This is a genomic window from Micromonospora sp. M61 (assembly GCF_018070245.1).
Taxonomy (GTDB): Bacteria; Actinomycetota; Actinomycetes; order Mycobacteriales; family Micromonosporaceae; genus Micromonospora; species Micromonospora zamorensis.
On the sequence record NZ_JAGPYA010000068.1, the window covers coordinates 1 to 24379 of the forward strand.

Below are 24379 nucleotides of genomic sequence, written 5' to 3' on the forward strand. Positions count from 1 at the left end.
GAGTTACGGCGGTCATGGCGGAGGGGAAACGCCCGGTTACATTCCGAACCCGGAAGCTAAGCCCTCCAGCGCCGATGGTACTGCACTCGTGAGGGTGTGGGAGAGTAGGACGCCGCCGGACAATCTTCCAGTCGAGGGCCGCCCCATCCGGGTCGGCCCTCGACTGCGTAGCGCCATTGGTGGCGCAATCAGGAAGGATGTACCTGTGAGTTCAGGACCGCAGGGCGGAGACCGTCCCCGTCGCTACGAAGACCGTACTGACGGCGCGGGCGGACGCGACCGCGGCCCGCGCCGCGATGACCGAGACCGTCCCCCGTACCGGGGAGACCGTGACAACGCCGGTGGCGCCCGCGGTGGCTACGCCGGCGGCCGCGACTCTGGTTCCCGTGGCGGCGACCGGGACAGTTCGCGTTCCAGCGCCCCCCGTGAGGGTGGTTACCGTGGCGGTGACCGCGATGCTTCGCGTTCCAGCGCCCCCCGTGAGGGTGGCTTCCGTGGCGGTGACCGCGACGGTTCGCGCTCGGGCGCTCCCCGTGAGGGTGGTTACCGTGGCGGTGACCGCGACGGTTCGCGTTCCAGCGCCCCCCGTGAGGGTGGCTTCCGTGGCGGCGACCGCGACGGTGGCTTCCGCGGTGGCGACCGCCGTGAGGGCGGTTTCCGTGGCGGTGACCGGGACGGCTCGCGTTCCAGCGCTCCGCGTGAGGGTGGCTTCCGTGGCGGCGACCGCGACGGTGGCTTCCGTGGCGGCGACCGCCGTGAGGGTGGTTTCCGTGGTGGCGACCGGGACGGCTCGCGTTCCAGCGCTCCGCGTGAGGGTGGCTTCCGTGGCGGCGACCGCGACGGTGGCTTCCGCGGTGGCGACCGCCGTGAGGGCGGTTTCCGTGGCGGTGACCGGCCGAGTGGACCGCGTGACGGCGGCGCGCCCCGTGAGGGTGGCTTCCGTGGTGGCGACCGTGACAGCTCTCGGCCGAGTGGTCCGCGTGAGGGCGGTGGCTACCGTGGCGGCGACCGCGAGGGTGGCTACCGTGGTGGCGACCGGACGGGTGCTCCCCGGGCCGACGACCGGCCGCGTCGTGAGGGCGAGTTCCGCCGCGACGACCGCGCTGGCGGCTCCGAGTCGTACGAGGGTGGGCGTAGCTCTGGCCCGGCACTGCCGGACGACATCGTCGCGACCGACCTCGACAAGGACGTTCGCGCTGAGCTGCTCTCGCTGAACAAGCCGGTCGCCGAGACGGTGGCCCGGCACCTGGTCGCGACCGGTCAGCTGATCGACGAGGACCCGGCCGAGGCGTTGGCGCACGCGCTGGCTGCCCGGCGGCTCGCGTCGCGCATCTCCGCGGTCCGTGAGGCGGTCGGCCTTGCCGCGTACCACGCGGGGGAGTGGCAGTCGGCGATCGCCGAGCTGCGTACGTACCACCGGATGAGTGGTCTGCAGAGCCACCTGGCCGTGCTCGCGGACTGTGAGCGGGCTCTTGGCCGCCCGGAGCGGGCCATCGACCTGTTCCGTGGCGCTGACCGGGAGAAGTTGGACCAGGCCGTCGCGATCGAGCTGCTCATCGTCGCCGCTGGCGCCCGGGGTGACCTCGGGCAGAAGGACGCCGCGGTCGCGATGCTCCAGGTCCCGGACCTCACCAGTGAGGCCACGGTGCCGTGGACGGCTCGGCTGCGGTACGCGTATGCCGATGCGCTGCTCGCCGTGGGCCGGCGCGAGGAAGCCCGCGAATGGTTCTCCCGTGCCGCCGACGTGGACACCGAGGGCGAGACCGACGCCGCCGAGCGGCTGCTGGAACTCGACGGCGTGCTCATCGAGGGCGACGACGAGGACGAGGCCGTCGAGGAGATCGCCGCAGGCCCGGGCACTCCGGGCGCGGTTCCGGCCCAGCCGGACGCCGACCTGACCGGCGACGACCGCGACGACGACGAAGACGACGAAGACGACGACGAAGACGACGAAGACGACGACGAAGACGACGAAGACGACGAAGACGACGACGAGGACGACGACCGCGAGGACGACGCCGACCGCGACGACGAAGACGACGAAGACGACGAGGACTTCGACGACGACGAGCAGGACGGTGCTGTCGGCCGCCCTGACGACGACGAGGACTCCGTCGACGAGGACGAGGACCGTCACCCGGACGAGGCTGGCAAGGCCGACACCGCTGCCGACGGCAGCGTGACGTCCGGCGACGCGGTGAACACCGACGACACCGCCCCCACCCGGGGTGACGAGTCGGAGCCGACGCAGCGGTGAGCGCGGGCGTGGGGGAGCGGCTGGTCGACGGGTACACCCTGGTCGTCTTCGACCTGGACGGCGTGATTTACCTGATCGACCGGCCGATCCCCGGCGCCGTCGAGGCGGTGGCCCGGCTGCACGACGAGGGGCGGGCGGTGGCGTACGCCACCAACAACGCCTCCCGGCGCTCCAGCGAGGTCGCCGACCTGCTCACCGGGATGGGCGTGCCGGCTCGACCGGAGGAGGTGCTCACCTCCGCCGCGGCCTCGGCCGAACTGTTGCGGGACCGGCTGGCCGCCGGCGCGCCGGTGCTGGTGGTCGGCGCGGAGGCCCTGCGCGCCGAACTGCGTGCGGTCGGCCTGACCCCGGTCACCAAGGCCGACGAGAACCCTGCCGCGGTGGTGCAGGGGTACGGGCCGCAGGTCGGCTGGGCCGAACTGGCCGAGGCCTCGGTCGCGGTGCGGGCCGGGGCGCTCTGGATCGCCACGAACACCGACCGGACCCTGCCCAGTGGACGGGGACCGCTGCCCGGTAACGGGTCGCTGGTGGCCGTGCTGCGTACGGCGTTGGAGCGGGACCCCGACGTGGTGGTCGGCAAGCCGGAGTCGGCGCTGTTCGAGACCGCCGCCCGGCGCGCGAGCGGTGGCCGGAGCCTGGTGGTGGGTGACCGACTGGACACCGACATCGAGGGCGCCCGCCGTGCCGGCCTGGACAGCCTGCTCGTACTCACCGGCGTCAGCGGCGTACCGGATCTGCTGGCTGCCGAACCGCAGCGGCGTCCCACGTACGTCGCGAGGGACCTGGCGGGGCTCTTCGACCCGGCTGCCGCCGTGCGGGTCCCGGGCCCGGCGGACGCCGGCGGCTGGTCCGTGACCGACCGCGACGGGGTGCTGGAACTGGCCGGGTCGGGTCGTCCGCTGGATGCGCTGGCCGCCCTCTGCGCGGTGGCCTGGTCGGCGCCGGAGCCGGCGCTGCCGAAGATCCGCCCGATCGGCCCGGACGCGGCCCACGCGCTGGAGAGCTTCGGTCTGACCGCCGCTGCCTGACCGAGGTCGGGCCAACGGGTCCGTCAGAGCAGTTTGCGCAGCTTCAGCAGGTCGAACGGGTTGGCCTTGATCGACACCCGGCGGGAGGTCACCGCGCTGGTGACGTCGAGATCGCCGCGGACCAGGGCGAGCAGGTCGTCGCTGGACGTGCTCAGCGCGATCTTGGCTTTGGGGTCGTCGCCGTCGGTCAGCTCGACCAGCCGACCGCCGGTGATCCGGCCGTGGAACGCGGTGTCCAGGTCGGTGATCCGGCAGGCCAACGTCCGGTCCAGATCGATCCGTTCGCGCACCGTCTCCGCGTTGCGGTCCAGCCGGGCGGCCAGCTCCTGCAATGCCTGCCGGCACTCGTCCACGCTGGCCACATCTCCCCCTCGCTGATCGCCACGCCGTCCTCGGCACCGTACCGCACGGCACGGCACGGGGTGCCCGGTAGCGTGACACCTGCACACCCCGCCCCGTGGAAGGACTCAGGCATGCAGGACGCGTGGCGCGCCTACTTTGAACTGGCCATGGGCCTCGCGGAGGCGCCCCGGAAGAAGGCCCAGGACGTGGCACGTCGCCTCGTCGGTTCCGGCGGTGCGACCGCCGCCCAACTCCAGGCGCTCGGCGAGGAACTGGTCACCACCGGCGCCGCCAACCGGGAGGCGCTGACCAAGCTGGTCCGCTTCGAGGTCGACAGGGCTCTCGGCGCGGTCGGGCTGGCCACCGCCGACGAGGTGGCAGAGCTGACCCGGCGGGTGCACGACCTGGAGCGGCAACTCCGCGAGGCGCGTGCCGCCGAGCCGACGCACGCGCCGACCGCTGGCCCCCGGGAGCAACCCGATCCGACCCTCGCCGCGCCGCCCGGCGACCGTCTCGTGCCGTCCGACGGCCCGGCCGGTGCCCCGGTCTCCGCGCCGACGGCCGAGAAGGCCGTGGCGAAGAAGGCTGTGGCAACGAAGGCCGTGGCGAAGAAGGCGATCGCCAAGAAGGCCATCGCGAAGAAGCCGCCGGCGACGATCAGCCGGACCGACGACGACACCCCGACCCCGGCGGTCATGCCGGCCAAGAAGGCGGCCCGTCCGCAGCCGCCGGACGCCGCCGAATGAGCCGGCCCCATCCGCCGACGGGCGGGTCGTTCCCGGCCCGGCCCGGCCCGCCCACTGGCGGGCCGTTCGCCGCCCGCCCCGGCCCTCCCGCAGGCGCCCGCCCCGGCCCTCCCACGGGGGTCCGCCCCGGGCCGCTGCTGGACGTCGGGGACGACGAGGCACGGCACCCGGCGGTGGACGCCGCCGTGCAGGCCATGACCAACGCGGCGACGCTCGCCCCGGCCGACCAGATCGCGCAGTACGAAGCGGCCTACGAGACGCTGCGGGAAACCCTCGCCACCATCGACCAGACCTGAGCCGGACGACCAGGGCTGAGGAGACCGGAGAACCACCCATGGCACGTCGTAACCGGCTGGACGCCGAACTCGTCCGCCGCGGTCTGGCCCGCTCCCGGGAGCAGGCCGCCGCGTTGGTGGAGGCCGGCCGGGTCCAGCTGCGCGGGGTGGTCGCGCGCAAGGCCGCCGCGATGGTCGACCCGGCCGATCCCCTCCTGGTCACCGGTGCGGACCCGGCCGAGGAGTACGTCTCCCGGGGCGGGCACAAGCTGGCCGGCGCGCTGGCCGCGTTCGGCGCCGGTGGGCTGCGCGTCGCCGGGCGGCGCTGCCTGGACGCCGGCGCCTCCACCGGTGGCTTCACCGACGTGCTGCTGCGCGCCGACGCCGCCGAGGTGGTGGCCGTGGACGTCGGCTACGGGCAGCTCGCCTGGCCGCTGCGCACGAACGAGCGGGTCCGCGTCCTGGAACGCACCAACGTTCGTACCCTCGACGCCGAGACGATCGGCGGGCCTGTCGACCTCACGGTGGCCGACCTGTCGTTCATCTCGCTGCGGCTGGTGCTGCCGGCGCTGGCCGGCTGCACCCGCGACGACGGTGACCTGGCGTTGATGGTGAAGCCGCAGTTCGAGGTGGGCAAGGACCGGGTCGGCGCCGGTGGTGTGGTGCGCGATCCGGAGCTGCGTGCCGAGGCGGTGCTGGACGTGGCCGCGGCGGCCGAGCGGCTCGGTCTCGGGTTGGCGGACGTGGCGGCCAGCCCGCTGCCCGGGCCGAGCGGCAACGTGGAGTTCTTCGTATGGTTGCGCCGGGGCGCACCGCCGGCCGACCCGCAACGGGTGCGGGCCGTGGTGGCGGCTGGGCCGGACGGCCCGACGACGGCCGGCGACGTGCCGGACGTGGCGGCGGCGGCGGAGGAGGTCGCAGGGTGAATGCGCGCAGCGAGGGCACTGGCACGACACACTGTTGCGCTGGTGCGACGGTGGCGCACCTCGGGCGGGTGGCCCGATGAGCCGGACCGCACTGCTGGTGACGCACACCGGCCGTCGGCGTAGCACCGAGCACGCCCGGTCGGTCGCGGCCGATCTGATCGCCGCGGGTTTCGAGGTACGGGTGGTCGCCGACGAGGCCGACGACCTGGACCTGCCCGGCGTGGTGCCGGTCGCCGGGCAGCAGGCCGCCGAGGGCGCCGAGATCGTCTTCGCGCTCGGGGGTGACGGCACCTTCCTGCGTGCTGCCGAGCTGGCCCGCCCGGCGAAGGTGCCGCTGCTCGGCATCAACCTCGGCAAGGTCGGTTTCCTGGCCGAGGCGGAGATCGACGACCTGGACGTCGCGGTGCGGGACGTGGTCAGTCGCAACTACACGGTCGACGAGCGGCTCACCCTGGACGTCACCGCCGAGTTCGACGGCGGGCCGACCATCGAGTCCTGGGCGCTCAACGAGATCAGCATCGAGAAGGGCGAGCGGGCGCAGATGCTCGAACTGCTCGTCGACGTGGACGGGCGCCCGCTGTCCCGCTACGGCTGCGACGGTGTCGTCTGCGCCACGCCCACCGGCTCCACCGCGTACGCGTTCTCCGGTGGTGGCCCGGTGGTCTGGCCGGAGGTGGAGGCGTTGCTGCTGGTGCCGATCAGCGCGCACGCGTTGTTCAGCCGCCCGCTGGTCACGGCGCCGACGTCCACCTTCGTGATCACCGTCGACCCGTTCACCACCCTCGCGGTGCTCTCCTGCGACGGGCGTCGGGTCTACGACCTGCCGCCCGGTGCCCGGGTGACGGTGCGTCGGGGCGCCCTGCCGGTGCGCATCGTGCGGTTGCGGCCCCGCCCGTTCACCGACCGGCTGGTCGCCAAGTTCGCCCTTCCCGTGCATGGCTGGCGCGGCAGCCGCCGGTGACCGTGGCGCACACGGTCGGTGGACGTCGGTTGTCCACCTGACGACATGTCGCCGCTGCGGCGGCCGATGACTAGTGACCTGGTGACAGGCTCCGACGCACACTCCGATCGGCCCTCGTCTACGGATGGCGGGCCTGGAGGAGTAGAGGAGCACATCGCATGCACTGGTCCCCACGCTGGCTCGCCGTCGGCGCGGTCGGCGCGTTGGTGGTCGGTCTCGCCGCACCGGCGTCCGCCGACCCGCCCGCCCGGCCCACCGGCCCGACGGCGGGCACACCCGTCCCGGGTGCCGCGCCCGTACGTCTCACCCTGATCACCGGCGACCAGGTCGACCTGGTGCAGGCCGCACCTGGCCGGGTCGCCGCCACCGTCCGCCCGGGACCCGGGCGCGAGCGGATCGTGTTCCAGACGATGGAGGTCGACGGCGCGCTGCGGGTGCTTCCCAGCGACGCCCTGCCCTACGTCTCCAGCGGGGTTCTCGACGCCAACCTGTTCGACGTGCAGAAGTTGGCCGCTGACGGCTACGGCGACGCCGCGCAGGGCAACCTGCCGCTGATCGTGCGCTATCAGGAGCCGGCCGCCGGCCGCGTCCGGCCGCTCACCGTCGCCGCGGACGCCCGCCCCCTGGAGAGCATCAACGGCGCGGCTCTGCGGGTCGGCAAGGGTGACCTCGGTGGCCTGTGGAGCACGCTCGCCGGCACGCCGACCACCCGGACCACGGCCGCCGCGCCCCGGTTGGGCGGTGGCATCGCCCGGATCTGGCTGGACGGGAAGGTCCGCCCGACGCTGGAGCACAGCGTGCCGCAGATCGGCGCCCCGCAGGCCTGGGCGGCCGGCCGGGACGGCAGTGGCGTGACGGTGGCCGTCCTGGACACCGGCGTCGATGCCACCCACCCCGACCTGGCCGGACGGATCGCCGAGGCGCGGGACTTCTCCGACAGCGGCAGCGCCCGTGACGGTCATGGCCACGGCACGCACGTCGCGGCGACCATCGCCGGCACCGGCAACGCGTCTGCCGGGCTGCGCAAGGGTGTCGCGCCCGGCGCGCGGTTGCTGGTCGGCAAGGTGCTCGACGACGGTGGCTCCGGCTATGACTCGTCCATCATCGCCGGCATGGAGTGGGCCGCCCACTCCGGCGCGAAGGTCGTCAGCATGAGCCTCGGCGGCGACCCGACCGACGGCACCGACCCGATGAGCCAGGCCGTCAACGACCTGACCGCCGAGACCGGCGCGCTCTTCGTGGTCGCCGCCGGCAACGCGGGCGAGGCGCGTACCGTCGGTTCGCCGGGCGCGGCCGCCGCGGCGCTCACCGTCGGCGCGGTCGACCGCGACGACAACCTGGCGGAGTTCTCCAGCCGTGGTCCGCGACTCGGCGACAACGGCCTGAAGCCGGAGATCACCGCCCCGGGCGTCGGCATCGTCGCCGCGCGGGCCGCCGGCACCACCATGGGTACGCCGGTGGGCGACGCCTACACGACCGCGTCCGGGACCTCGATGGCCACACCGCACGTGGCCGGCGCTGCGGCGATCCTCGCCCAGGAACACCCGGACTGGGCCGCCGGGACGCTCAAGGACGCGCTGGTGAGCACCACGAAGGCCAACCCGGCGCTGACCGTCTTCGAGCAGGGCGGCGGCCGGGTCGACGTGGCTCGGGCGCTCAAGCAGCAGGTGTACGCCTCGGCCACCGCTGACTTCGGACGGATCCAGACCGGCGCCGCGCCGGTCGAGCGGACCGTGACGTACACCAACGGCACGAAGGTCGCGCAGACCCTGCGGCCGGCCCTGGAGCTGCGCAACCTGGACAGCGGCGCGGCCGAGACCGACGGGGTCTCAGTGGCCTCCGACGCGGTGACAGTGCCGGCGGGCGGAAGTGTCGCCGTGCCGCTGCGTGCCGACCCGGCGAAGCTGGCCCGGGGCCCGCACGGTGGCTGGCTGGTGGCGACCGGTACGGACGGCGTCGCCGTGCGCACGCCGGTCGGGCTCACCGTCAACGGTCCGTTGCACCAGGTCACCATCAAGGTGTTGGACCGGCAGGGCCAGCTGACCCTCTCGCCGGGGTTCACCCTCTTCGGTGAGCAGCCCGAGTCCGACTACTGGGGCGAGTGGCCGGGCGAGGGCACCCTCCAGGTCGAGGAGGGCACGTACATGCTGACCGCGATGGTCCAGCACGGCGTTCCACTGGACGAGCAGTTGACCCAGACCGTCGAACCGGAGCTGGTCGTCGACCGGGACCTGACAGTGGTCCTCGACGCGCGCAAGGGCACACCGGTGCGGATCGAGACGCCGAAGCCCAGCGAGCAGCGGGCCACGCTCAGCTACTACGTGCACCGGGTGTTGGCCAACGGCCGGCAGATCGACCACGGCGTGATGGCCTACAGCACCGTCCAGCAGGTCAACGTCACGCCGACCCGCCAGGTGCGCCAGGGTGAGTTCGAGTTCGCCTCGCGCTGGCAGCTCGTCGCACCGATGGTGGACGCGAAGATCAGCGGGGTGTCCGGTCCACTGGACATCAACCTGCTGGGTACGTCACCGGCACCGACCGGCCGGCGCAAGCTGCCGCTGGTCTGGGCCGGCACCGGGACGCCCGCCGACCTGACCCGGGTGCGGGGCGCCGCGGCGCTGCTCGCCACCGACCCGGACCGATCCGAGGAGGAGCAGGTTGCCGCCGCCGCGGCCGCTGGCGCCGCCATGGTGCTGATCGTTCGGCCGGCGGACTTTTCGGCGTGGACGGTGTGGCGCCCGATCGGGGATCGACTGCCGATCCCGTCGATGGTGGTCGCGTACGACGACGGGCAGCGGTTGATCGCGGCGGTGCGCAAGGGTCGGGCGACGCTCGACCTGACGCTGACCGTGGACAGCCCGTACCTGTATGACGTGTGGCAGGTGTCGAAGGGCCGGGTGCCGGAGCGCATCGTGCACACCGTGACCGCGAAGAACACGGCCGACGTGACCGCGAGCTACGGCGACACGGGTGCCGGCTGGGCCAGCGAGGAGCGGTTCAGCTGGCGTCCGTGGCAGGAGTACTCCTGGAACGACGACCAGCGCATGGTCCGCACCGGCACCACCCGCAAGGAGTTCGTCAGTGCCGGGGACAACTGGTGGCAGCACCGGGTCCAGCACAAGCTCATGTACCTGCAGTGGGGGCAGTTGACCGGCGGCCTGACCGAGGAGCCCCGGCGCTACGACGCCGACGACCGGGAGACCGAGACCTGGCACGCCCCGGTGATCCGGCCGGCCGTACCGGCCAGCGGGGCACCGGTGCCCACGCGTACCGGTGACAGCCTCGACCTGCGGGTGCCGGAGTTCGTCGACGCGGACGGCCACTACAGCGTCGCCGGAAACAGTGAGGAGTCGGACACCGTCGAGGCCCGGGTCAGCCGGGACGGGAAGCAGATCGCCGACCTGTCCGGCGGGTGGGCCCCGGTGCCCACCACGGCGCAGCGGGCCCGCTACCGGCTGGACCTGACCACGAAGCGGTCCTCGGCCGAGTGGCGCTACGGCACCCGGACCGACACGGCCTGGGAGTTCACCTCGGCCCGGCCGGCGGGCGACGCCGCGCCGTTGTCGCTGCTGCAGGTGGAGTACCGGGTGCCGGCCGACCTGCTCGGCACGGTACGCGGCAACCGCCCCCACCAGCTGGGGGTGACGCTGCGGCAGCCGGCCGGAGTGGCCGCGCCGACCGGCACCAGCGTCCGGGTGCAGGTCTCCTTCGACGGGGGCGTCACCTGGCGGAACGCCCCGACCAGAGGGTCGGGCACCCGGTACACCGCGACCGTGCCCGCTGGGCGGGGAACGGTGTCGTTGCGGGTGCACGCCGCCGACCGGGCCGGGAACACCGTCGACCAGACGGTGCTCCAGGCGTACGGGCTGCGCTGATCCGGGAGGGCCGGGCGGTCACGCCGTCCCGCCCACCCGTCGAGGGGTCCACCGTCTTCCGACGGTGGGCCCCTTCGGCGTCAGAGCCAGCCGCGTCGGGCGACCTGGAACGCCAGCCCGGGCCGGGTGTCCACTCCGGCGGCGGCCATCAGGTCGGCGATCCGCCGCTGCACGGTCCGCCGGCTCACCCCGAGCTGGGAGGCGATGGACTTGTCCGGTACGCCGGCCACGAACAGCGACAACAGCCGTGCCTCGTCGGCATCCGGCTGGTAACCGTCGCTCGGGTGGTCCTCGGGGTCCGGCCGCCGGTTCTCAGCCGCCGCAACGTTGAGGGGGTCGTCGAGCCGCAGTCGGGTGGCCACCCGCCAGTGGCTCTCGAAGAGGGCGAGCAGGGCGTCGAGCAGTTGACTGCGACCGATCACGGCGGCGCTCGGCTCCCCACCGTCGCGGTCGGGCACCAACGGGCAGACGGCGGTGCTGGCGTCCACGATGGCCAGTCGGACCGGCAGCCGGTCCAGCACGCGGGCCTGCTCACCGGCGGCGACGCCCTTGGCCAGGTCGGCCAGCGCGCCCGGTTCCAGCAGCAGGTCACGCTCGTAGATGGCCCGGTAGGTCACCCCGCGGGCCAGCGCGTCGAACTCCTCGACGTTCTCCGGGCCGGCCATCGCCAGGGGGTTGGCCCGGCAGAACCAGAGCACCTCGCTACGCGCCGAATTCTGCAGATCGCGCAAACGGTCCCGCAGGACCCGGGCGCCGGTGATCACCTCGACGAGGTGGTCGACGTGGTGCCGGCGTAGCCCGGACCGGTACTCCTCGGCCAGTTGGGTGACCCGGCGGCGGGCCGCCTCCAGGTCCTCCTGACGACGCAGCAGCGCCCCGCCCAGGGCGACGTCCGGGGCGGTCGGGCGCAGTGGCGCGTCGGGGTCGGTGTCGGTGGGCTGCACCAGACCCTTGGCGCGCAGGGCCTCGACCTGGGCGACGACCTGCTCGCGGGGGCGTTGCAGACGAGCGACCAGGTCGTCGACGCGCGCCACCGTGAGCTGGAGCAGGCAGCGGTAGAGCTCCTCTTCAGCCGAGGTCAGGCCGATCACGTCCAACACGGGGCAGAACTGTACGTCGGCCGGGTGCCGGCCCCTCCCGGGCCCGTCGGCTGGTCAACTGTCGTGCCTCGCGTCTACTGTCGGTGGCTGTGCTGGAAGAGCTGCGCATCACCGGACTGGGCGTCATCGACGACACCACGCTGCCGTTGACCGGCGGGATGAACGTCATCACCGGCGAGACCGGTGCGGGCAAGACGATGGTCGTCACCGGCCTCGGCCTGCTCTTCGGCGGCCGGGCCGACGCCGGGCGGGTTCGCGCCCAACCCGGCCGGGCGGTGGTCGAGGGGCGGTTGCGCCTGACCGGGCGGGTCGCCGACGCCGTGCACGCGCGGATCACCGAGGCCGGTGGGGAGCCCGACGAGGACGGCTCGGTGCTGCTGAGCCGCACGGTGACGGTGGAGGGGCGCTCACGCGCCCATGTCGGCGGCCGCAGCATGCCGGTGTCGATGCTCGGTGAGGTCGGCGAGCAGGCGGTGGCCGTGCACGGGCAGTCCGACCAGCTGCGGCTGCTGCGCCCGGCCGAGCAGCGGGCCGCACTGGACCGCTTCGCCGGTCCGGCGCACGAGAAGCTGCTCGACGCGCTGCGCGAGGCGTACACGGGGTGGCGGCGGGTGGTCGACGACCTGGCCGATCGGCGGCGCAACGCCCGCGAGCGCAGCCAGGAGGCCGATCTGCTGCGGCTGGGCCTGGACGAGATCACCCGGGTCGATCCGCAGCCCGGTGAGGACGACGAGCTGAAGACCGAGGCGCAGCGGCTGGAGCACGCCGAGGGGTTGCGCACGGCAGCGCAGATCGCCCAGCAGTGTGTGGCCGGTGGCGCCGAGGCCGCCGAGGAGACGCCCGACGCGGCGGTGTTGCTCGGGACCGCCCGACGGACCCTGGAGGCGCAGGCCGGCACCGACCCGGCGCTGGGTGAGTTGGCGTCGCGCCTGGAGGAGGCGGCCACGCTGGTCACCGACGTGTCGGCGGAGCTGTCGGCGTACCTGGCGACGCTCGACGCGGACCCGGCCCGGTTGCAGCACGTCTACGAGCGGCGGGCGGCGCTGCGCGCCCTGACCCGCAAGTACGCCGACGACGTCGACGGGGTGATCGCCTGGGCTGATCGGGCGCGGACCCGACTGTCCGATCTGGACAGCTCCGACGATCTGCTCGACGAGTTGGAGCGGGAGGGTCAGCGGCTCGCCGTCGAGGTGGCCGACCTGGCCGGGCGGGTGTCGGCCTCCCGGCAGGAGGCGGCGGTCCGGTTCGCCGACCAGGTAACGGTGGAGCTGGCCGGGCTGGCCATGCCACACGCGCGCATCGAGGTGGCGGTGCTGCCTCGCCCGGCCGGGCGCGCCGAGCCGACGCTGTCGGTCAACGGTGTCGAGGTGGGTGTCACCCCCGATGGCGGTGACGAGGTGGAGCTGCGGTTGCTGGCCCACCCGGGCGCGCCGTCGTTGCCGTTGCAGCGCGGCGCCTCCGGCGGTGAGTTGTCCCGGGTGATGCTCGCCATCGAGGTGGTCTTCGCGGGCTCGGGTGGCCCGCCCACGCTGGTCTTCGACGAGGTCGATGCGGGTGTCGGCGGTCAGGCGGCGGTGGAGATCGGCCGGCGGCTGGCTCGGCTGGCCCGCAGCCACCAGGTGCTGGTCGTCACGCACCTGCCGCAGGTGGCCGCGTTCGCCGACCGGCACCTCGTGGTGGCGAAGGACACCGGGGGCGCGGTGACGACCAGCGGGGTGCGGGTCGTGGAGGACACCGAGCGGGCCCGGGAGCTGGCCCGGATGCTGGCAGGTTTGCCCGACTCCGATCTGGGTATCGCCCACGCCGAGGAGCTTCTGGCCGTGGCCGCCAAGGAAAGGCGGTTGTGACGCCGCGTATTGTGAGCGCAAGCACACCGGCTTGTGCCGACGTGTGCTTCCCTGGGTAGGCGGCCCTGCTCAGGCATGTCGCGACAGAAAAGCCTGCCTCACATGCCAGGATGGTCACGATGCGTCTACCCACGTTGCGCCGAAACAGAAGCTCCGAACCGGGCAGAGTCCTCGGCACCGCGCGCCTTGATCGCCGGACGAAACGCCTGGTCGGTCGGCTGCGCCCTGGTGACATCGCGATCATCGACCACGTCGACCTGGACCGGGTGGCGGCGGATTCGTTGGTAGCTGTCGGTGTCGCGGCGGTGCTCAACGCCAAGCCGTCGGTTTCCGGCCGCTACCCGAACCTCGGCCCAGAGGTCCTGGTCGCCGCCGGCATCCCGCTCCTCGACGACCTCGGCGAGGGCGTCTTCGAACGGATCCGCGAAGGCGACCAGGTGCGCATCGAGGGCAACACGGTCTTCGCCGGTGAGGAGCCGGTGGCTCACGGCAGCCTGCAGGACGCCGAGACGGTCGCCAAGGCCATGGCCGACGCCCGGGAGGGTCTGTCGGTCCAGTTGGAGGCGTTCGCCGCCAACACCATGGACTACCTGCGCCAGGAGCGCGACCTGCTCCTCGACGGCGTGGGCGTGCCGGACATCGACACCCAGATCCAGGGTCGGCACTGCCTGATCGTGGTGCGCGGCTACGACTACAAGGCCGACCTGGACGTGCTGCGCCCGTACATCCGGGAGTTCAAGCCGGTGCTGATCGGCGTCGACGGCGGCGCGGACGCCCTGGTCGAGGCGGGCTACACCCCCGACATGATCATCGGGGACATGGATTCCGTCACCGACGACGTGCTGCGGTGCGGCGCCGAGGTGATCGTGCACGCGTACCCGGACGGGCGCGCCCCCGGCCTGCCGCGGGTCAACGGCCTCGGCGTCCCGGCGGTGACCTTCCCGGCCGCGGCGACCAGCGAGGATCTGGCCATGCTGCTCGCCGACGAGAAGGGCGCGTCGCTGCTGGTCGCGGTGGGCACCCACGCCACCCTTGTCGAGTTTCTCGACAAGGGGCGCGGCGGGATGGCCTCGACCTTCCTGACCCGGCTCAAGGTCGGTGGCAAGCTGGTCGACGCCAAGGGTGTGAGCCGGCTCTACCGGCAGAGCATCTCCGGCTCGTCGCTGCTCCTGCTGGTGCTGTCGGCGATCGCGGCGATGGCATCCGCGGTGGCCGTTTCGACCGTAGGAAAGGCGTACCTGGGCGTCGTCGCCGAATGGTGGGACAATTTCGTGTTCCAGCTGTACCGGCTTTTCTAGTTCCCGACCGATCAAGAGGCTGCAAGCGTGATCAACTTCCGCTACCACGTGGTGTCCCTCACCGCGGTCTTCCTGGCTCTGGCGATCGGCCTGGTGGTCGGCACAGCCGCCCTCAACGGCCCGGTCGCCGACTCCCTCGAGGGGCAGGTCACCGGTCTGCGCAAGGACAACCAGAACTGGCGCCAGACGGTCAGCAACATGGAGAAGCAACTCGGCATGGAGGAGAAGTTCGCCGAGGAGATGTCGCAGGTCGTCCTGCCCGGCACCCTCACCGGACGCCGGGTGGTGGTGCTCAGCCTGCCCAACGGGCGCGACCACACCGAGGGTGTGCTCAAGAAGCTGCAGCTCGGCGGGGCCACCATCACCGGTCGGGTCGACCTCCAGGACAAGTTCATCAACCCGGACAACAACTCCAACCTGCTGGAGTTGGCCGTCACCGCCGCCCGCCCGACCGCGCAGACCACCGGCCTGCCGGGCAACGGGCATGGTGTGGAGACCTCCAGCGCGCTGCTGGCCAGCGTCCTGCTGGACCGGACCCAGGGCACCGCGCCGGTCAGCGACGCCGACCGGCGGGCGGTGCTCGCCGCGTACAACAACGCCGGCTACCTGACCACCGACAGCAACAAGGTCACCGGGTCGGCGGAGGCGGTCGTCGTGGTCAGCGGCCAGCCGTACGTCGACAAGGACTCCGAGAAGCGGGACGAGTCGGTCGTCAAGATCGCCGAGCAGTTCGACCGCACCGGGTCGATCGTGGTCGCCGGCAACGGCTCCGTCGGCGGCAATCTGGTGTCGGTGGTCCGCGGTGACCCGGTGCTCGCCCAGACCATCTCGACTGTCGACAACGCCAACACCGGGCAGGGTCAGCTGGTCACCAGCCTCGCCCTGGTGCAGCAACTCACCGAGAAGAAGGCCGGACAGTACGGCGTCGGCGACAACGCCGCGTCCCTGCTGCCTAGACTGCCCCAGTGAGCGAACGACGTACCCCCGTGTCCGTAATCGACGAGGCGGCGCGAGCGCACCGGAGGGTGGCGTGAGGGCGCTGGGACGGCTGTTGATCGCCGGCGCTGGCGCCGCGGCGGCCCGGTACGCGCTGCGTGAGGTGCGAACCTCACCGGCCGGGCCGACGTTGGACCGCACCAACTTCCGTGGTCGCACGGTGAGCCTGGCCGCCGGGCCGGCGCTCGCCGCGGGTGCTGCCGCCGCAGGCGCGTTCGGTGCCACCAGCGGCGCCTCCGGTGGGGCGGCCCTGGTCGCCGGCCTCGGTGCCGGTGGCGTCGGGCTCTACGACGACGTGGTCGGCGCGCGGCCGGAGCAGAAGGCGGCCAAGGGTTTCGCCGGTCACCTCGCCGCGTTGCGCGAGGGGCGGGTCACCGCGGGCCTGGTGAAGGTCGTCGGGGTGGGCGCCGCCGGGCTGGGCGCGGCCGCGCTGCTGGCCGTCGACCCCCGGGTCGCCGCGCACCCGCGCCGGCAGCGCCACGGCGCGTTCGGGCGGGGCGTCGACGTGCTGCTCGGCGCCGGAGTGATCGCCGGCACCGCCAACCTGCTCAACCTGCTCGACCTGCGACCGGGCCGGGCGATCAAGTCCGGGCTGCTGCTCGCCGCGCCCCTGACCGGTGGTCCGCACGGCGGGATCGCCGCGGGTGCGGCCGGAGCCGCCGCCGGCCTGCTCCGCGACGACCTGGGCGAGGACGTGATGCTCGGCGACAGCGGGGCGAACGCGCTCGGGGCGCTGCTCGGCGTCGCGCTCGCCGCCCGCACCGGCCCGCTCGGCCGGGCCGGGCTGCTCGCCGTGCTCGCCGGCCTGACCGCCGCGAGCGAGAAGGTCAGCTTCACGTCGGTGATCCAGCGGACGCCGGGGCTGCGCGAGCTCGACGCACTGGGCCGGCGCGCCGACTGACGTGACCCGACCGGCCCCCCTCGCCGGCGCCGGCCGGCTGGCCGGGGCAGCCGCGCTCATCGCCGTCCTCACCGTGGCCAGCCGCCTCGCCGGCTTCGGTCGCACCGCCGTGTTCACCTGGGTGGTCCAGCAGAGCGACCTCGGCGGCATGTACGTCATCGCCAACACAGTGCCCAACATCGTCTTCGAGATCGTCGCGGGCGGGGCGCTGGCCAGCCTGGTTGTGCCCCTGCTGGCCGGGGCCGTGGCGGCGGACGACCGGCGGGCGGTGGCGGCCACCACAGGCGCCCTGCTGACCTGGACGGTGAGCCTGCTGGTTCCCCTCGCCGTGCTCGTCATGCTGTTCGCCGACCCGATCATCTCGCTGATCAGCGAGGGACGCTCGGAGGCGGAGCTCGCCGCCGGGGCCCGGATGCTGCGCGTGTTCGCCCCGCAGCTGCCGCTCTACGGGATCGGCATCGTGCTCACCGGCGTGCTCCAGGCGCACCGGCGCTTCGCCTGGCCCGTCATCGCGCCGCTGCTGTCCAGCCTCACCGTGGTCGTCGTCTACGTGGCGTTCGGCGCGGCGCAGGGACGGGGTGTGTCCGTGGCCCAGGTCGGCCGCAGCGGCGAGTTGGTCCTCTCAGGCGGCACCACCCTGGGTGTGGTCGTGCTGTCTCTGTCGCTGGTGATCCCGTTGCGCCGACTGCGGCTGAGGCCCCGGTTCGGGTACGCCTTCACCGCTGACGTGCGGGCGCGTGTCGGCGGGCTCGCCACGGCCGGCGCGGTGACGGTGGCGGCACAGCAGGTCGCGCTCCTGGTGATCCTGAACCGTGTCTCCGGCGGCCCCACCGGCTCCCCGCAGGTGTTCAACCTGGCCCAGGCCATCTTCCTGCTGCCGTGGGCGGTCCTGGCCGTACCGCTGGCGGTGGCGTCCTATCCCACGCTCGCCGCTGCCAGCGCCGCCGGCGACGAGGATGGTTACCGGCGGACCCTCTCCGGCACGGTGCGGGGCGTGCTGCTCTTCAGCTGCCTGGGCGTCGCGGCGCTGATCGGCACCGCGCAGCCGATCGCTGCCCTCTTCTACCCGGACAATCCGGCGTCGACCGCTGCGGCGATCACCGGGTTCGCACCGGGTCTGCTCGGCTACGGGCTGTTCTCGATTCTGTCCCGCGCGCTGTACGCGCGGGGCGACACCCGGCCGGCGACCGTGGCGATCACCCTTGGCTGGCTGGTCGTTCCGGCCGTGGCGTTGCCGTTGACGGTGCTGCTTCCCACCGCCGATCGGGTGCTCGCGGTGGCGTCCGCCAACTCGGTGGGGATGCTGGTGCTCGGGGCGCTGCTGCTCGCGGCGGTGCTGCGCAGCGCCGGCCGTCCCGCCCTCGCCGGCGCGGCACGGGCCGGGGCGGCCGGTGGCCTCGCCGGTGTGCTCGCGGCGCTCGCCGGGCTGGGCCTGACCCGATGGCTCGACACGCCCGGGGGCGGCACCCCGACGATGGCGGCGGCGTTCGGTCAGGGCATGCTGTCCGGGGTTCTGGTCGGGGTGGTGTTCTTCGCCGTGGTCTGGTTCGTCGACCGGCAGGACGTGCAGCCAATGCTCAGCCGGGTGTTGCGCCGTCTGCCTCGGTGGGGGCCACGGGGCCGGGGCGGCGGGCCGACGTCGGGCGCTGTCTCCCCGGAACGGGGCGACGGGAAGGAGACGGCCGCGCGATGAGTGAGCAAGCTCTGCCTGCCGGCTTTTCGGGCAGCGTCGCGTTGGTGCTCGCGTCCAGCACCGGTGGCGTCGGCCAGCACGTCCGTTCGGTGGCGCGTGGCCTCGTCGCCGGCGGTGCCACCGTCGTGGTCTGCGGGCCGGCCGCGACCCAGGAACAGTTCGACTTCACCGGTGTCGGTGCGCGGTTCGCGCCGGTGGAGATCCCGGCCAGCCCGACGCCGGCCGACGCGCGGGCCGTGCTGGCCCTGCGTCGGGCGCTCGCCGGCTCCCGGGTCGACGTGGTGCACGCGCACGGCCTGCGGGCCGGGTTGGTCGCGGTGCTGGCCCGTCCCGCCGCGCCGCTGATCGTCACCTGGCACAACGCGGTACTCGCCGGTGGACTGCGGGGTGGCATGTCCCGACTGGCGGAGCGCGTGGTGGTCCGTGGTGCCCGGGTGGCCCTGGGCGCCTCCACGGACCTGGTGCGACGCGTCACCGCGCTGGGCGCCACCGACGCCCGACTCGCCCCGGTCGCCGCACCCACGCTGCCCGCGCCCCGTCGACGCCCGGCCGCCGTACGCGCCGAGTTCGGGGTTCGCCCGGACCAGCCGCTGATCCTGTCGGTGGGTCGGTTGCACCCGCAGAAGCGCTACGACGTGCTGATCGACGCCGCCGCCCGCTGGCGTACGCGTACCCCACCGCCGGTCGTGGTGATCGCGGGAAGCGGGCCCGCGTACCTGCCGTTGGCGGCCCGGACGTCCGCGGCCCGCGCCCCGGTCACCCTGCTGGGGCACCGCACCGACGTGGCGGACCTGCTCGCCGGCGCCGACCTGGCGGTGGTGACCAGCGACTGGGAGGCCCGGCAACTCTTCGCCCAGGAGGCGCTGCGCGCCGGCGTACCGCTGGTCGCCACCGCTGTCGGCGGCTTGCCGGAGCTGGTCGGCGACGCCGCCACCCTGATCCCCGCCGGGGACGTCGACGCGGTCGACGCGGCGGTACGCGCGCTGCTGGACGACCCGGCGGCCCGGGCCGAGCTGGGCCGGCGGGGCGCCGAACAGGCGGCGACGTGGCCGACCGAGACGGACACCGTCGCCACGCTGGCCGCCCTCTACGCCGAGCTGGCCGCCGACCACACCGGCCCGGCAGCCACCCCGGGCTCCGACGCCCCCAGAACGGGACACCGGTGATGTTGCGCCGAATCGCCCCCGCCCTGCTGACCGTGCTCGTGGTGGCGCTGGGTGTCACCGCCCTCGCCGCGCGCCCGACGCAGGACAGCCCGCGACGCACCGCCGACTTCGTGGTGCTCGCCGGGGTCGCGGGGCTGCGCTGGGAGGACGTGGATCCGCAGAGCACCCCGACGCTGTGGCGGATGGCCCAGGAGGGGTCGATCGGCTCGCTTTCGGTGCGTTCGGCACACCAACCCACCTGCCCGGTGGACGGCTGGCTGACGCTCGGCGCGGGCAGCTTCGCCGGGTGGAACGGCAGCCGGTTGCCCGGCGGTTGCCCGGCGGCCGGGGTGGCTGTCGAACAACCCGACGGCATCGGCGCGAACCTGCCGGACCAGGAGAGCGTGGTCCAGTACAACCAGCAGCGCCTGCCGTGGAACGCGACGCCCGGATCACTGTCGGAGTCGGTGCGCTGCTCCGTCGCCGTAGGCCCCGGTGCGGCAGTGGCCGCCGCGCGACCGTTCGGCCGCGTCGACCGGTACGCCTCGGCGTTGCCCACTGATCCGCGGACTCTGCTGGGCTCCTGCGTGCTGAGCATCGTCGACCTCGGCACTGTGGAGGGGACCGACCCGGCGACCCGCGCCGAGGAGGCCCGGGAGGCGGACGCCCAACTGGCCCGGGTGCTGGCCGCCCGCCCACCGCGGTCGTTGGTGCTGGTAGCGGGGATCTCCGACACCGCACAACCGTCGCGGCTGCACGTGGCGGTCGCCGACGGTCCGGGCTGGGAGCGGGGGTGGCTCACCTCGGCGAGCACCGGCCGGGACGGCTACCTGCAACTCGTCGACCTCGCGCCGACCGCGCTCGCCGCGCTGGGCCGGCCGATGCCGGAGCGGCTCTTCCTCGGTCGTCCGGCGGTCAGCACCGGCGGCCGTCCGGCCGACCTGGCCGACGCGATCAACGCCCCGGCGGACGCCGATCGGGAGGCGGCCGCCCAGCGCGACGTCTCCGCCGTGTTCTTCACGCTGCTGGCCGGTGTGCAGGTGCTGCTGGCCATCGGCATCCTGCCGCTACTGCGCCGGGCCCGCCCGCACGCCGGGCCGAGTGGCCCGACGCCCGTCTCGGGGCGGGTCGTGGCGGTGGTGGAGCTGCTGCTCGTCGCCGCCGCGTTGACGGTGCCGGCGGCGTTGCTGGCCGACGCGGTGCCGTGGTGGCAGGGCGAGCACCCCGGGTGGATCTTCGCGGGGGTCACCGCGTTCCTGGTGGCCGCGGGCACCGCCGCGGTGCGGTTCACCCCCGGGTACGCGGGCACCCTCGGCCCGGTCGGCGCGGTGGCCGGCCTCACCACCCTCGTCGTCGGCTTGGACGTCCTCACCGGCGCCCGCCTTCAGCTCAACGGCGTGGTCGGCTACTCCGCACTGCAGGGTGGCCGATACTCCGGGCTGAGCACTGTGGGGCTGGGAGTGTTCCTCGCCGGCGCGTTGCTCGCCGGCGGCTGGCTGGCCCAACGGGTGCACCGCGGCTGGAGGCCGGCGGTGATGGTGGCCGTGGGTGGCCTCGCCGTGGTGGTGGTCGGCAGCCCCTTCCTGGGTGCCGACCCGGTCGGCGCGATCGCGCTCACCGCCGGGGTGAGCGTCGCCGCCGTGATCAGCGCCGGCGGATGGTTGACGATCAGCCGGTTGGCCTGGGCCACCATGGCCGCTCTGGCGGTCGGCATCGGCTTCGCCGTGGTGGACCTGCGTCGCCCGTCGGCGGAGCGGGGCAGCCTGGGCCGGTTCCTGTCCGCGCTCGGCGACGGCACCGGCGGGTTCGCCGTGCACCGCTCCAGCACGGAGAACTTCGAGACGTTGGTCAACAGTCCGCTGACCGTGCTGGCGCTGACCGGCGGGTTGCTGGTGTGGTTCGCCCTGTTGCAGCCGTGGGGTGGGCTGATGCGGCTGTTCGGCATCTACCCGGCGGTCCGGGCCGCGTTGGCCGGCACCGTCGTCGCCGCGGTGCTCGGTGGCGTGCTCGACGGCGCGGCGCTGGACGTGATGGGCGCCGCCGCCGCGATGGTGGTGCCGATGGCCGCGTTGGCGTCGCTGCGGGTGCTCGGGCACGCCGCCGACCGGACCCGCCCGATCCCGGCCCGATCCTTCGCCGACGGCGCCGACGACGACTCGGGCTCCGGCGGGGTCGGCCCGACCGGTGGCGGCGACGGTCCGACCGGTGGCGGCGGGCCGCTCGGCGCGGTCCACCCCCGTCCGATCAGCGGCCCACCGGCGAGCGCACCACCGCCGGTGACCCCGACCCCGGACGCCCTCACAGCGGACACCCCGGCCCCGGACGCCCCGACCGAGCCCAGCGCCGACGTCGACGCCCCGGCGGAGCCCAGCGACGCCCCGGGGGAGCCGACCGGTGGTGGGGCCGCCGTGCCGCCCCGGCAGGTCACCCGGTCATCGACCGAGGTTGCCGCTTCCTGAGCGCCGGACCGCCTCCGGATGGACCCGCAGGTGTCGCAGCCGGGGTGCGGCCTGCGGGTACCCGCCCGGGAGGTGTTACCGTCGAATCCCGTGGATCGCGTGATCACTTTGCTGATCAAGCACGGCGGTCTGCATGACCGCGACAGACGACACGGGAGCAGGCCTTGGCCCCATCAGCACGGACGACCAGGCACATTTTCGTCACCGGGGGCGTCGCCTCCTCGCTGGGTAAGGGCCTCACCGCCTCCAGCCTCGGCAACCTGCTGACCGCGCGCGGGTTGCGGGTGGTGATGCAGAAGCTCGACCCCTACCTGAACGTCGACCCGGGGACGATGAACCCGTTCCAGCACGGTGAGGTCTTCGTCACCGAGGACGGTGCCGAGACCGACCTCGACGTCGGGCACTACGAGCGCTTCCTCGACCGGGCGCTGTCCGGCAAGGCGAACGTCACCACCGGCCAGATCTACTCGGACGTGATCGCCAAGGAGCGGCGTGGGGAATACCTGGGCGACACCGTCCAGGTCATCCCGCACATCACCAACGAGATCAAGTCCCGGATCCTGGCGATGGCCGACCCGGACGAGGACGGCCACCTCCCCGACGTGGTGATCACCGAGGTCGGCGGCACCGTCGGCGACATCGAGTCGCTGCCGTTTCTGGAGGCGATCCGCCAGGTCCGCCACGACCTGGGCCGGGACAACTGCTTCTACCTGCACGTCTCCCTCGTGCCGTACCTGGCGCCGTCGGGTGAGCTGAAGACCAAGCCGACCCAGCACTCGGTGGCGCAGCTGCGCAACATCGGCATCCAGCCGGACGCGATCGTGCTGCGCTGCGACCGGGAGATCCCGGTGAAGCTCAAGGAGAAGCTGTCGCTCTACTGCGACGTGGACACCGAGGCGGTCGTCGCCGCCCCGGACGCCCCGAGCATCTACGACATCCCGAAGGTGCTGCACCGGGAAGGCCTCGACGCGTACGTCGTGCGCCGGCTCGGCCTCTCCTTCCGGGACGTGGACTGGACCAGCTGGGACGACCTGCTGGAGCGGGTGCACCGGCCCCGGCACACGGTCACCGTCGCGGTGGTCGGCAAGTACGTCGACCTGCCCGACGCGTACCTGTCGGTCAGCGAGGCGATCCGGGCGGCCGGGTTCGGCCACCGGGCCCGGGTGCAGCTGCGGTGGGTGCCCAGCGACGAGTGCGTCACCCCGGCCGGTGCCGCGGCGGCGTTGGCCGGCGTGGACGGCATCCTCATTCCCGGCGGCTTCGGCGTGCGCGGCATCGAGGGCAAGATCGGCACCGCCCGGTACGCCCGCGAGAACGGCATCCCGCTGCTCGGCCTCTGCCTCGGTCTGCAGTGCATGACGATCGAGGTGGCCCGGCACCTGGCCAGCCTGGACGGCGCCAACTCGTTGGAGTTCGACGAGCAGGCCGCGCACCCGGTCATCGCCACCATGGCCGACCAGGAAGACATCGTCGCCGGCAAGGGCGACCTGGGCGGCACGATGCGGCTCGGGGCGTACCCGGCGACGCTGACCGAGGGCTCGATCGTCGCCGAGGCGTACGGCAGCACCGAGATCAGCGAGCGGCACCGGCACCGTTACGAGGTGAACAACGCCTACCGGGACGCGCTGACCAAGGCGGGTCTGCACATCTCCGGCACCTCGCCGGACGGCCGGCTGGTCGAGTTCGTCGAGCTGGACCGCAGCCTGCACCCGTTCTTCGTGGCCACGCAGGCGCACCCGGAGCTGAAGAGCCGCCCCACCCGACCGCACCCGCTGTTCGCGTCGTTCGTCAAGGCCGCTGTGGCGTACTCGCAGGCCGACCAGCTGCCGGTCGACCTGGATGCGGCGTCTGAGGCCCCGACGACGCGCAAGGCCGCCCGCAACGGCGCCGCGACCAAGGCCGCGTCCTCCTCGTGAGCAACCTGGAGCACCGCTACGAGGTGCGTTCCCGCGAGGAGCGGTACCGGGGGCGGATCTTCGACGTGGTCACCGAGGAGGTGACCATGCCGGGCGGCGGCACCGGGGTGCGTGACCTGGTCCGGCACGTCGGGGCGGTGGCCGTGGTGGCGCTCGACGACGCCGGCCAGGTGGTGCTGATCCGGCAGTACCGGCACCCGGTCGGGCGGCACCTGTGGGAGCTGCCCGCCGGGCTGATGGACGTCTCCGGCGAGGAGTTGCCGGCTGCCGCGCTGCGGGAGCTGGCCGAGGAGGCCGACCTCACCGCCGGGCGGGTCGATGTGCTTGTCGACCTGCACAGCTCGCCTGGGTTCACCAACGAGCTGGTGCGGGTCTTCCTCGCCCGGGATCTCGCCGAGGTGCCGGCCGACGAGCGTCACGAGCGCCGCGACGAGGAGGCCGACCTCCAGGTCGTCCGGATCGACCTGGACGAGGCGGTCGCCATGGTCCTGGCCGGTGAGATCACCAACGCGTCCGCGGTGGCCGGGCTGCTCGCCGCCGCCCGCGCCCGGGACACCGGTTGGTCGACGCTGCGCCGGTCGGACGCGCCGCTGCCACGCTGAGCGTCGTCGCCG

18 protein-coding genes and 1 rRNA gene are annotated in these 24379 nt (G+C 73.5%); 17 read left to right on the forward strand and 2 right to left on the reverse strand.

All coding sequences use genetic code 11. The features are described 5' to 3' along the window. Positions 1–4 precede the first annotated feature (4 nt). The 3 genes from rrf to KBX34_RS28310 all read left to right on the forward strand — a co-directional run bounded on the left by rrf (position 5) and on the right by KBX34_RS28310 (position 3285). Positions 5–121: ribosomal RNA gene (gene rrf / locus KBX34_RS28300) — 5S ribosomal RNA — on the forward strand. Positions 122–1234: 1113 nt separating this feature from the next. Further along, the gene (locus KBX34_RS28305) at positions 1235–2257 is read left to right on the forward strand and encodes a hypothetical protein (protein WP_307871516.1); all 1023 of its coding nucleotides are present in this window, start codon (positions 1235–1237) and stop codon (positions 2255–2257) included. Continuing rightward, positions 2254–3285, forward strand: a complete 1032-nt coding sequence (locus KBX34_RS28310; protein ID WP_210795493.1) for an HAD-IIA family hydrolase — start codon at positions 2254–2256, stop codon at positions 3283–3285. Before KBX34_RS28305 ends, KBX34_RS28310 begins: the two co-directional genes overlap by 4 nt. 23 nt (positions 3286–3308) lie before the next feature. Here KBX34_RS28310 and KBX34_RS28315 read toward each other — a convergent pair whose 3' ends face one another. Next, positions 3309–3647 (reverse strand): SCP2 sterol-binding domain-containing protein, encoded by a 339-nt coding sequence (locus KBX34_RS28315; RefSeq protein ID WP_088947517.1) that lies wholly within the window; start codon positions 3645–3647, stop codon positions 3309–3311. A 111-nt stretch (positions 3648–3758) separates the two neighbouring features. Between KBX34_RS28315 and KBX34_RS28320 the strand changes: the two genes are divergently transcribed. The 5 genes from KBX34_RS28320 to KBX34_RS28340 all read left to right on the forward strand — a co-directional run bounded on the left by KBX34_RS28320 (position 3759) and on the right by KBX34_RS28340 (position 10410). Next, positions 3759–4373: a phasin family protein gene (locus KBX34_RS28320; RefSeq protein WP_210927990.1), complete on the forward strand. Its 615-nt coding sequence runs from the start codon at positions 3759–3761 to the stop codon at positions 4371–4373. Next, positions 4370–4669 carry a hypothetical protein gene (locus tag KBX34_RS28325; protein ID WP_210928020.1) on the forward strand — a complete coding sequence of 100 codons (300 nt, stop codon included), beginning with the start codon at positions 4370–4372 and terminating at the stop codon, positions 4667–4669. The genes KBX34_RS28320 and KBX34_RS28325 overlap by 4 nt, the downstream gene beginning before the upstream one ends. 38 nt (positions 4670–4707) lie before the next feature. Then, a complete protein-coding gene (locus KBX34_RS28330) occupies positions 4708–5574 on the forward strand; it encodes a TlyA family RNA methyltransferase (RefSeq protein ID WP_099852318.1) in 867 nt (288 codons plus the stop codon). 76 nt (positions 5575–5650) lie between these two features. Then, the gene (locus KBX34_RS28335) at positions 5651–6535 is read left to right on the forward strand and encodes an NAD kinase (RefSeq protein WP_088947520.1); all 885 of its coding nucleotides are present in this window, start codon (positions 5651–5653) and stop codon (positions 6533–6535) included. A 158-nt stretch (positions 6536–6693) separates the two neighbouring features. After that, positions 6694–10410 carry a S8 family serine peptidase gene (locus KBX34_RS28340; protein ID WP_210927992.1) on the forward strand — a complete coding sequence of 1239 codons (3717 nt, stop codon included), beginning with the start codon at positions 6694–6696 and terminating at the stop codon, positions 10408–10410. A gap of 80 nt (positions 10411–10490) precedes the next feature. On the opposite strand, the gene KBX34_RS28345 is transcribed toward KBX34_RS28340, so the two are convergent. Next, positions 10491–11510, reverse strand: a complete 1020-nt coding sequence (locus KBX34_RS28345; RefSeq protein ID WP_210927993.1) for a helix-turn-helix domain-containing protein — start codon at positions 11508–11510, stop codon at positions 10491–10493. A gap of 89 nt (positions 11511–11599) precedes the next feature. On the opposite strand from KBX34_RS28345, the gene recN reads away from it, so the two are divergent. The 9 genes from recN to KBX34_RS28390 all read left to right on the forward strand — a co-directional run bounded on the left by recN (position 11600) and on the right by KBX34_RS28390 (position 24367). Continuing rightward, a complete protein-coding gene (gene recN, locus KBX34_RS28350) occupies positions 11600–13357 on the forward strand; it encodes a DNA repair protein RecN (protein WP_141912566.1) in 1758 nt (585 codons plus the stop codon). 119 nt (positions 13358–13476) lie between these two features. After that, positions 13477–14655: a putative cytokinetic ring protein SteA gene (steA, locus tag KBX34_RS28355; RefSeq protein WP_099857308.1), complete on the forward strand. Its 1179-nt coding sequence runs from the start codon at positions 13477–13479 to the stop codon at positions 14653–14655. Between the two features lie 27 nt (positions 14656–14682). Beyond that, positions 14683–15624, forward strand: a complete 942-nt coding sequence (locus KBX34_RS28360) for a copper transporter (RefSeq protein ID WP_088947524.1) — start codon at positions 14683–14685, stop codon at positions 15622–15624. A gap of 61 nt (positions 15625–15685) precedes the next feature. Further along, positions 15686–16552 carry a hypothetical protein gene (locus KBX34_RS28365; RefSeq protein WP_210927995.1) on the forward strand — a complete coding sequence of 289 codons (867 nt, stop codon included), beginning with the start codon at positions 15686–15688 and terminating at the stop codon, positions 16550–16552. A 1-nt stretch (position 16553) separates the two neighbouring features. Beyond that, positions 16554–18245 carry a murein biosynthesis integral membrane protein MurJ gene (murJ, locus tag KBX34_RS28370; RefSeq protein WP_210927997.1) on the forward strand — a complete coding sequence of 564 codons (1692 nt, stop codon included), beginning with the start codon at positions 16554–16556 and terminating at the stop codon, positions 18243–18245. Continuing rightward, on the forward strand, positions 18242–19411 hold the full coding sequence (locus KBX34_RS28375; RefSeq protein WP_088947527.1) for a glycosyltransferase family 4 protein: 1170 nt from the start codon (positions 18242–18244) through the stop codon (positions 19409–19411). The genes murJ and KBX34_RS28375 overlap by 4 nt, the downstream gene beginning before the upstream one ends. Further along, a complete protein-coding gene (locus KBX34_RS28380) occupies positions 19411–21849 on the forward strand; it encodes a hypothetical protein (protein ID WP_247672333.1) in 2439 nt (812 codons plus the stop codon). Before KBX34_RS28375 ends, KBX34_RS28380 begins: the two co-directional genes overlap by 1 nt. A gap of 164 nt (positions 21850–22013) precedes the next feature. Then, positions 22014–23765 (forward strand): CTP synthase, encoded by a 1752-nt coding sequence (locus KBX34_RS28385; protein WP_088947528.1) that lies wholly within the window; start codon positions 22014–22016, stop codon positions 23763–23765. After that, positions 23762–24367, forward strand: coding sequence for an NUDIX hydrolase (locus KBX34_RS28390; RefSeq protein ID WP_210927999.1), 606 nt, complete (start codon positions 23762–23764; stop codon positions 24365–24367). Before KBX34_RS28385 ends, KBX34_RS28390 begins: the two co-directional genes overlap by 4 nt. Positions 24368–24379 lie beyond the last annotated feature (12 nt).

Coding starts and splice junctions, on each gene's coding strand:
- KBX34_RS28335 (WP_088947520.1), top strand. CDS start 5,651: ATGAGCCGGACCGCACTGCTGGTGACGCACACCGGCCGTCGGCGTAGC.
- KBX34_RS28375 (WP_088947527.1), top strand. CDS start 18,242: ATGAGTGAGCAAGCTCTGCCTGCCGGCTTTTCGGGCAGCGTCGCGTTG.
- KBX34_RS28320 (WP_210927990.1), top strand. CDS start 3,759: ATGCAGGACGCGTGGCGCGCCTACTTTGAACTGGCCATGGGCCTCGCG.
- KBX34_RS28340 (WP_210927992.1), top strand. CDS start 6,694: ATGCACTGGTCCCCACGCTGGCTCGCCGTCGGCGCGGTCGGCGCGTTG.
- KBX34_RS28330 (WP_099852318.1), top strand. CDS start 4,708: ATGGCACGTCGTAACCGGCTGGACGCCGAACTCGTCCGCCGCGGTCTG.
- KBX34_RS28325 (WP_210928020.1), top strand. CDS start 4,370: ATGAGCCGGCCCCATCCGCCGACGGGCGGGTCGTTCCCGGCCCGGCCC.
- steA (WP_099857308.1), top strand. CDS start 13,477: ATGCGTCTACCCACGTTGCGCCGAAACAGAAGCTCCGAACCGGGCAGA.
- KBX34_RS28380 (WP_247672333.1), top strand. CDS start 19,411: ATGTTGCGCCGAATCGCCCCCGCCCTGCTGACCGTGCTCGTGGTGGCG.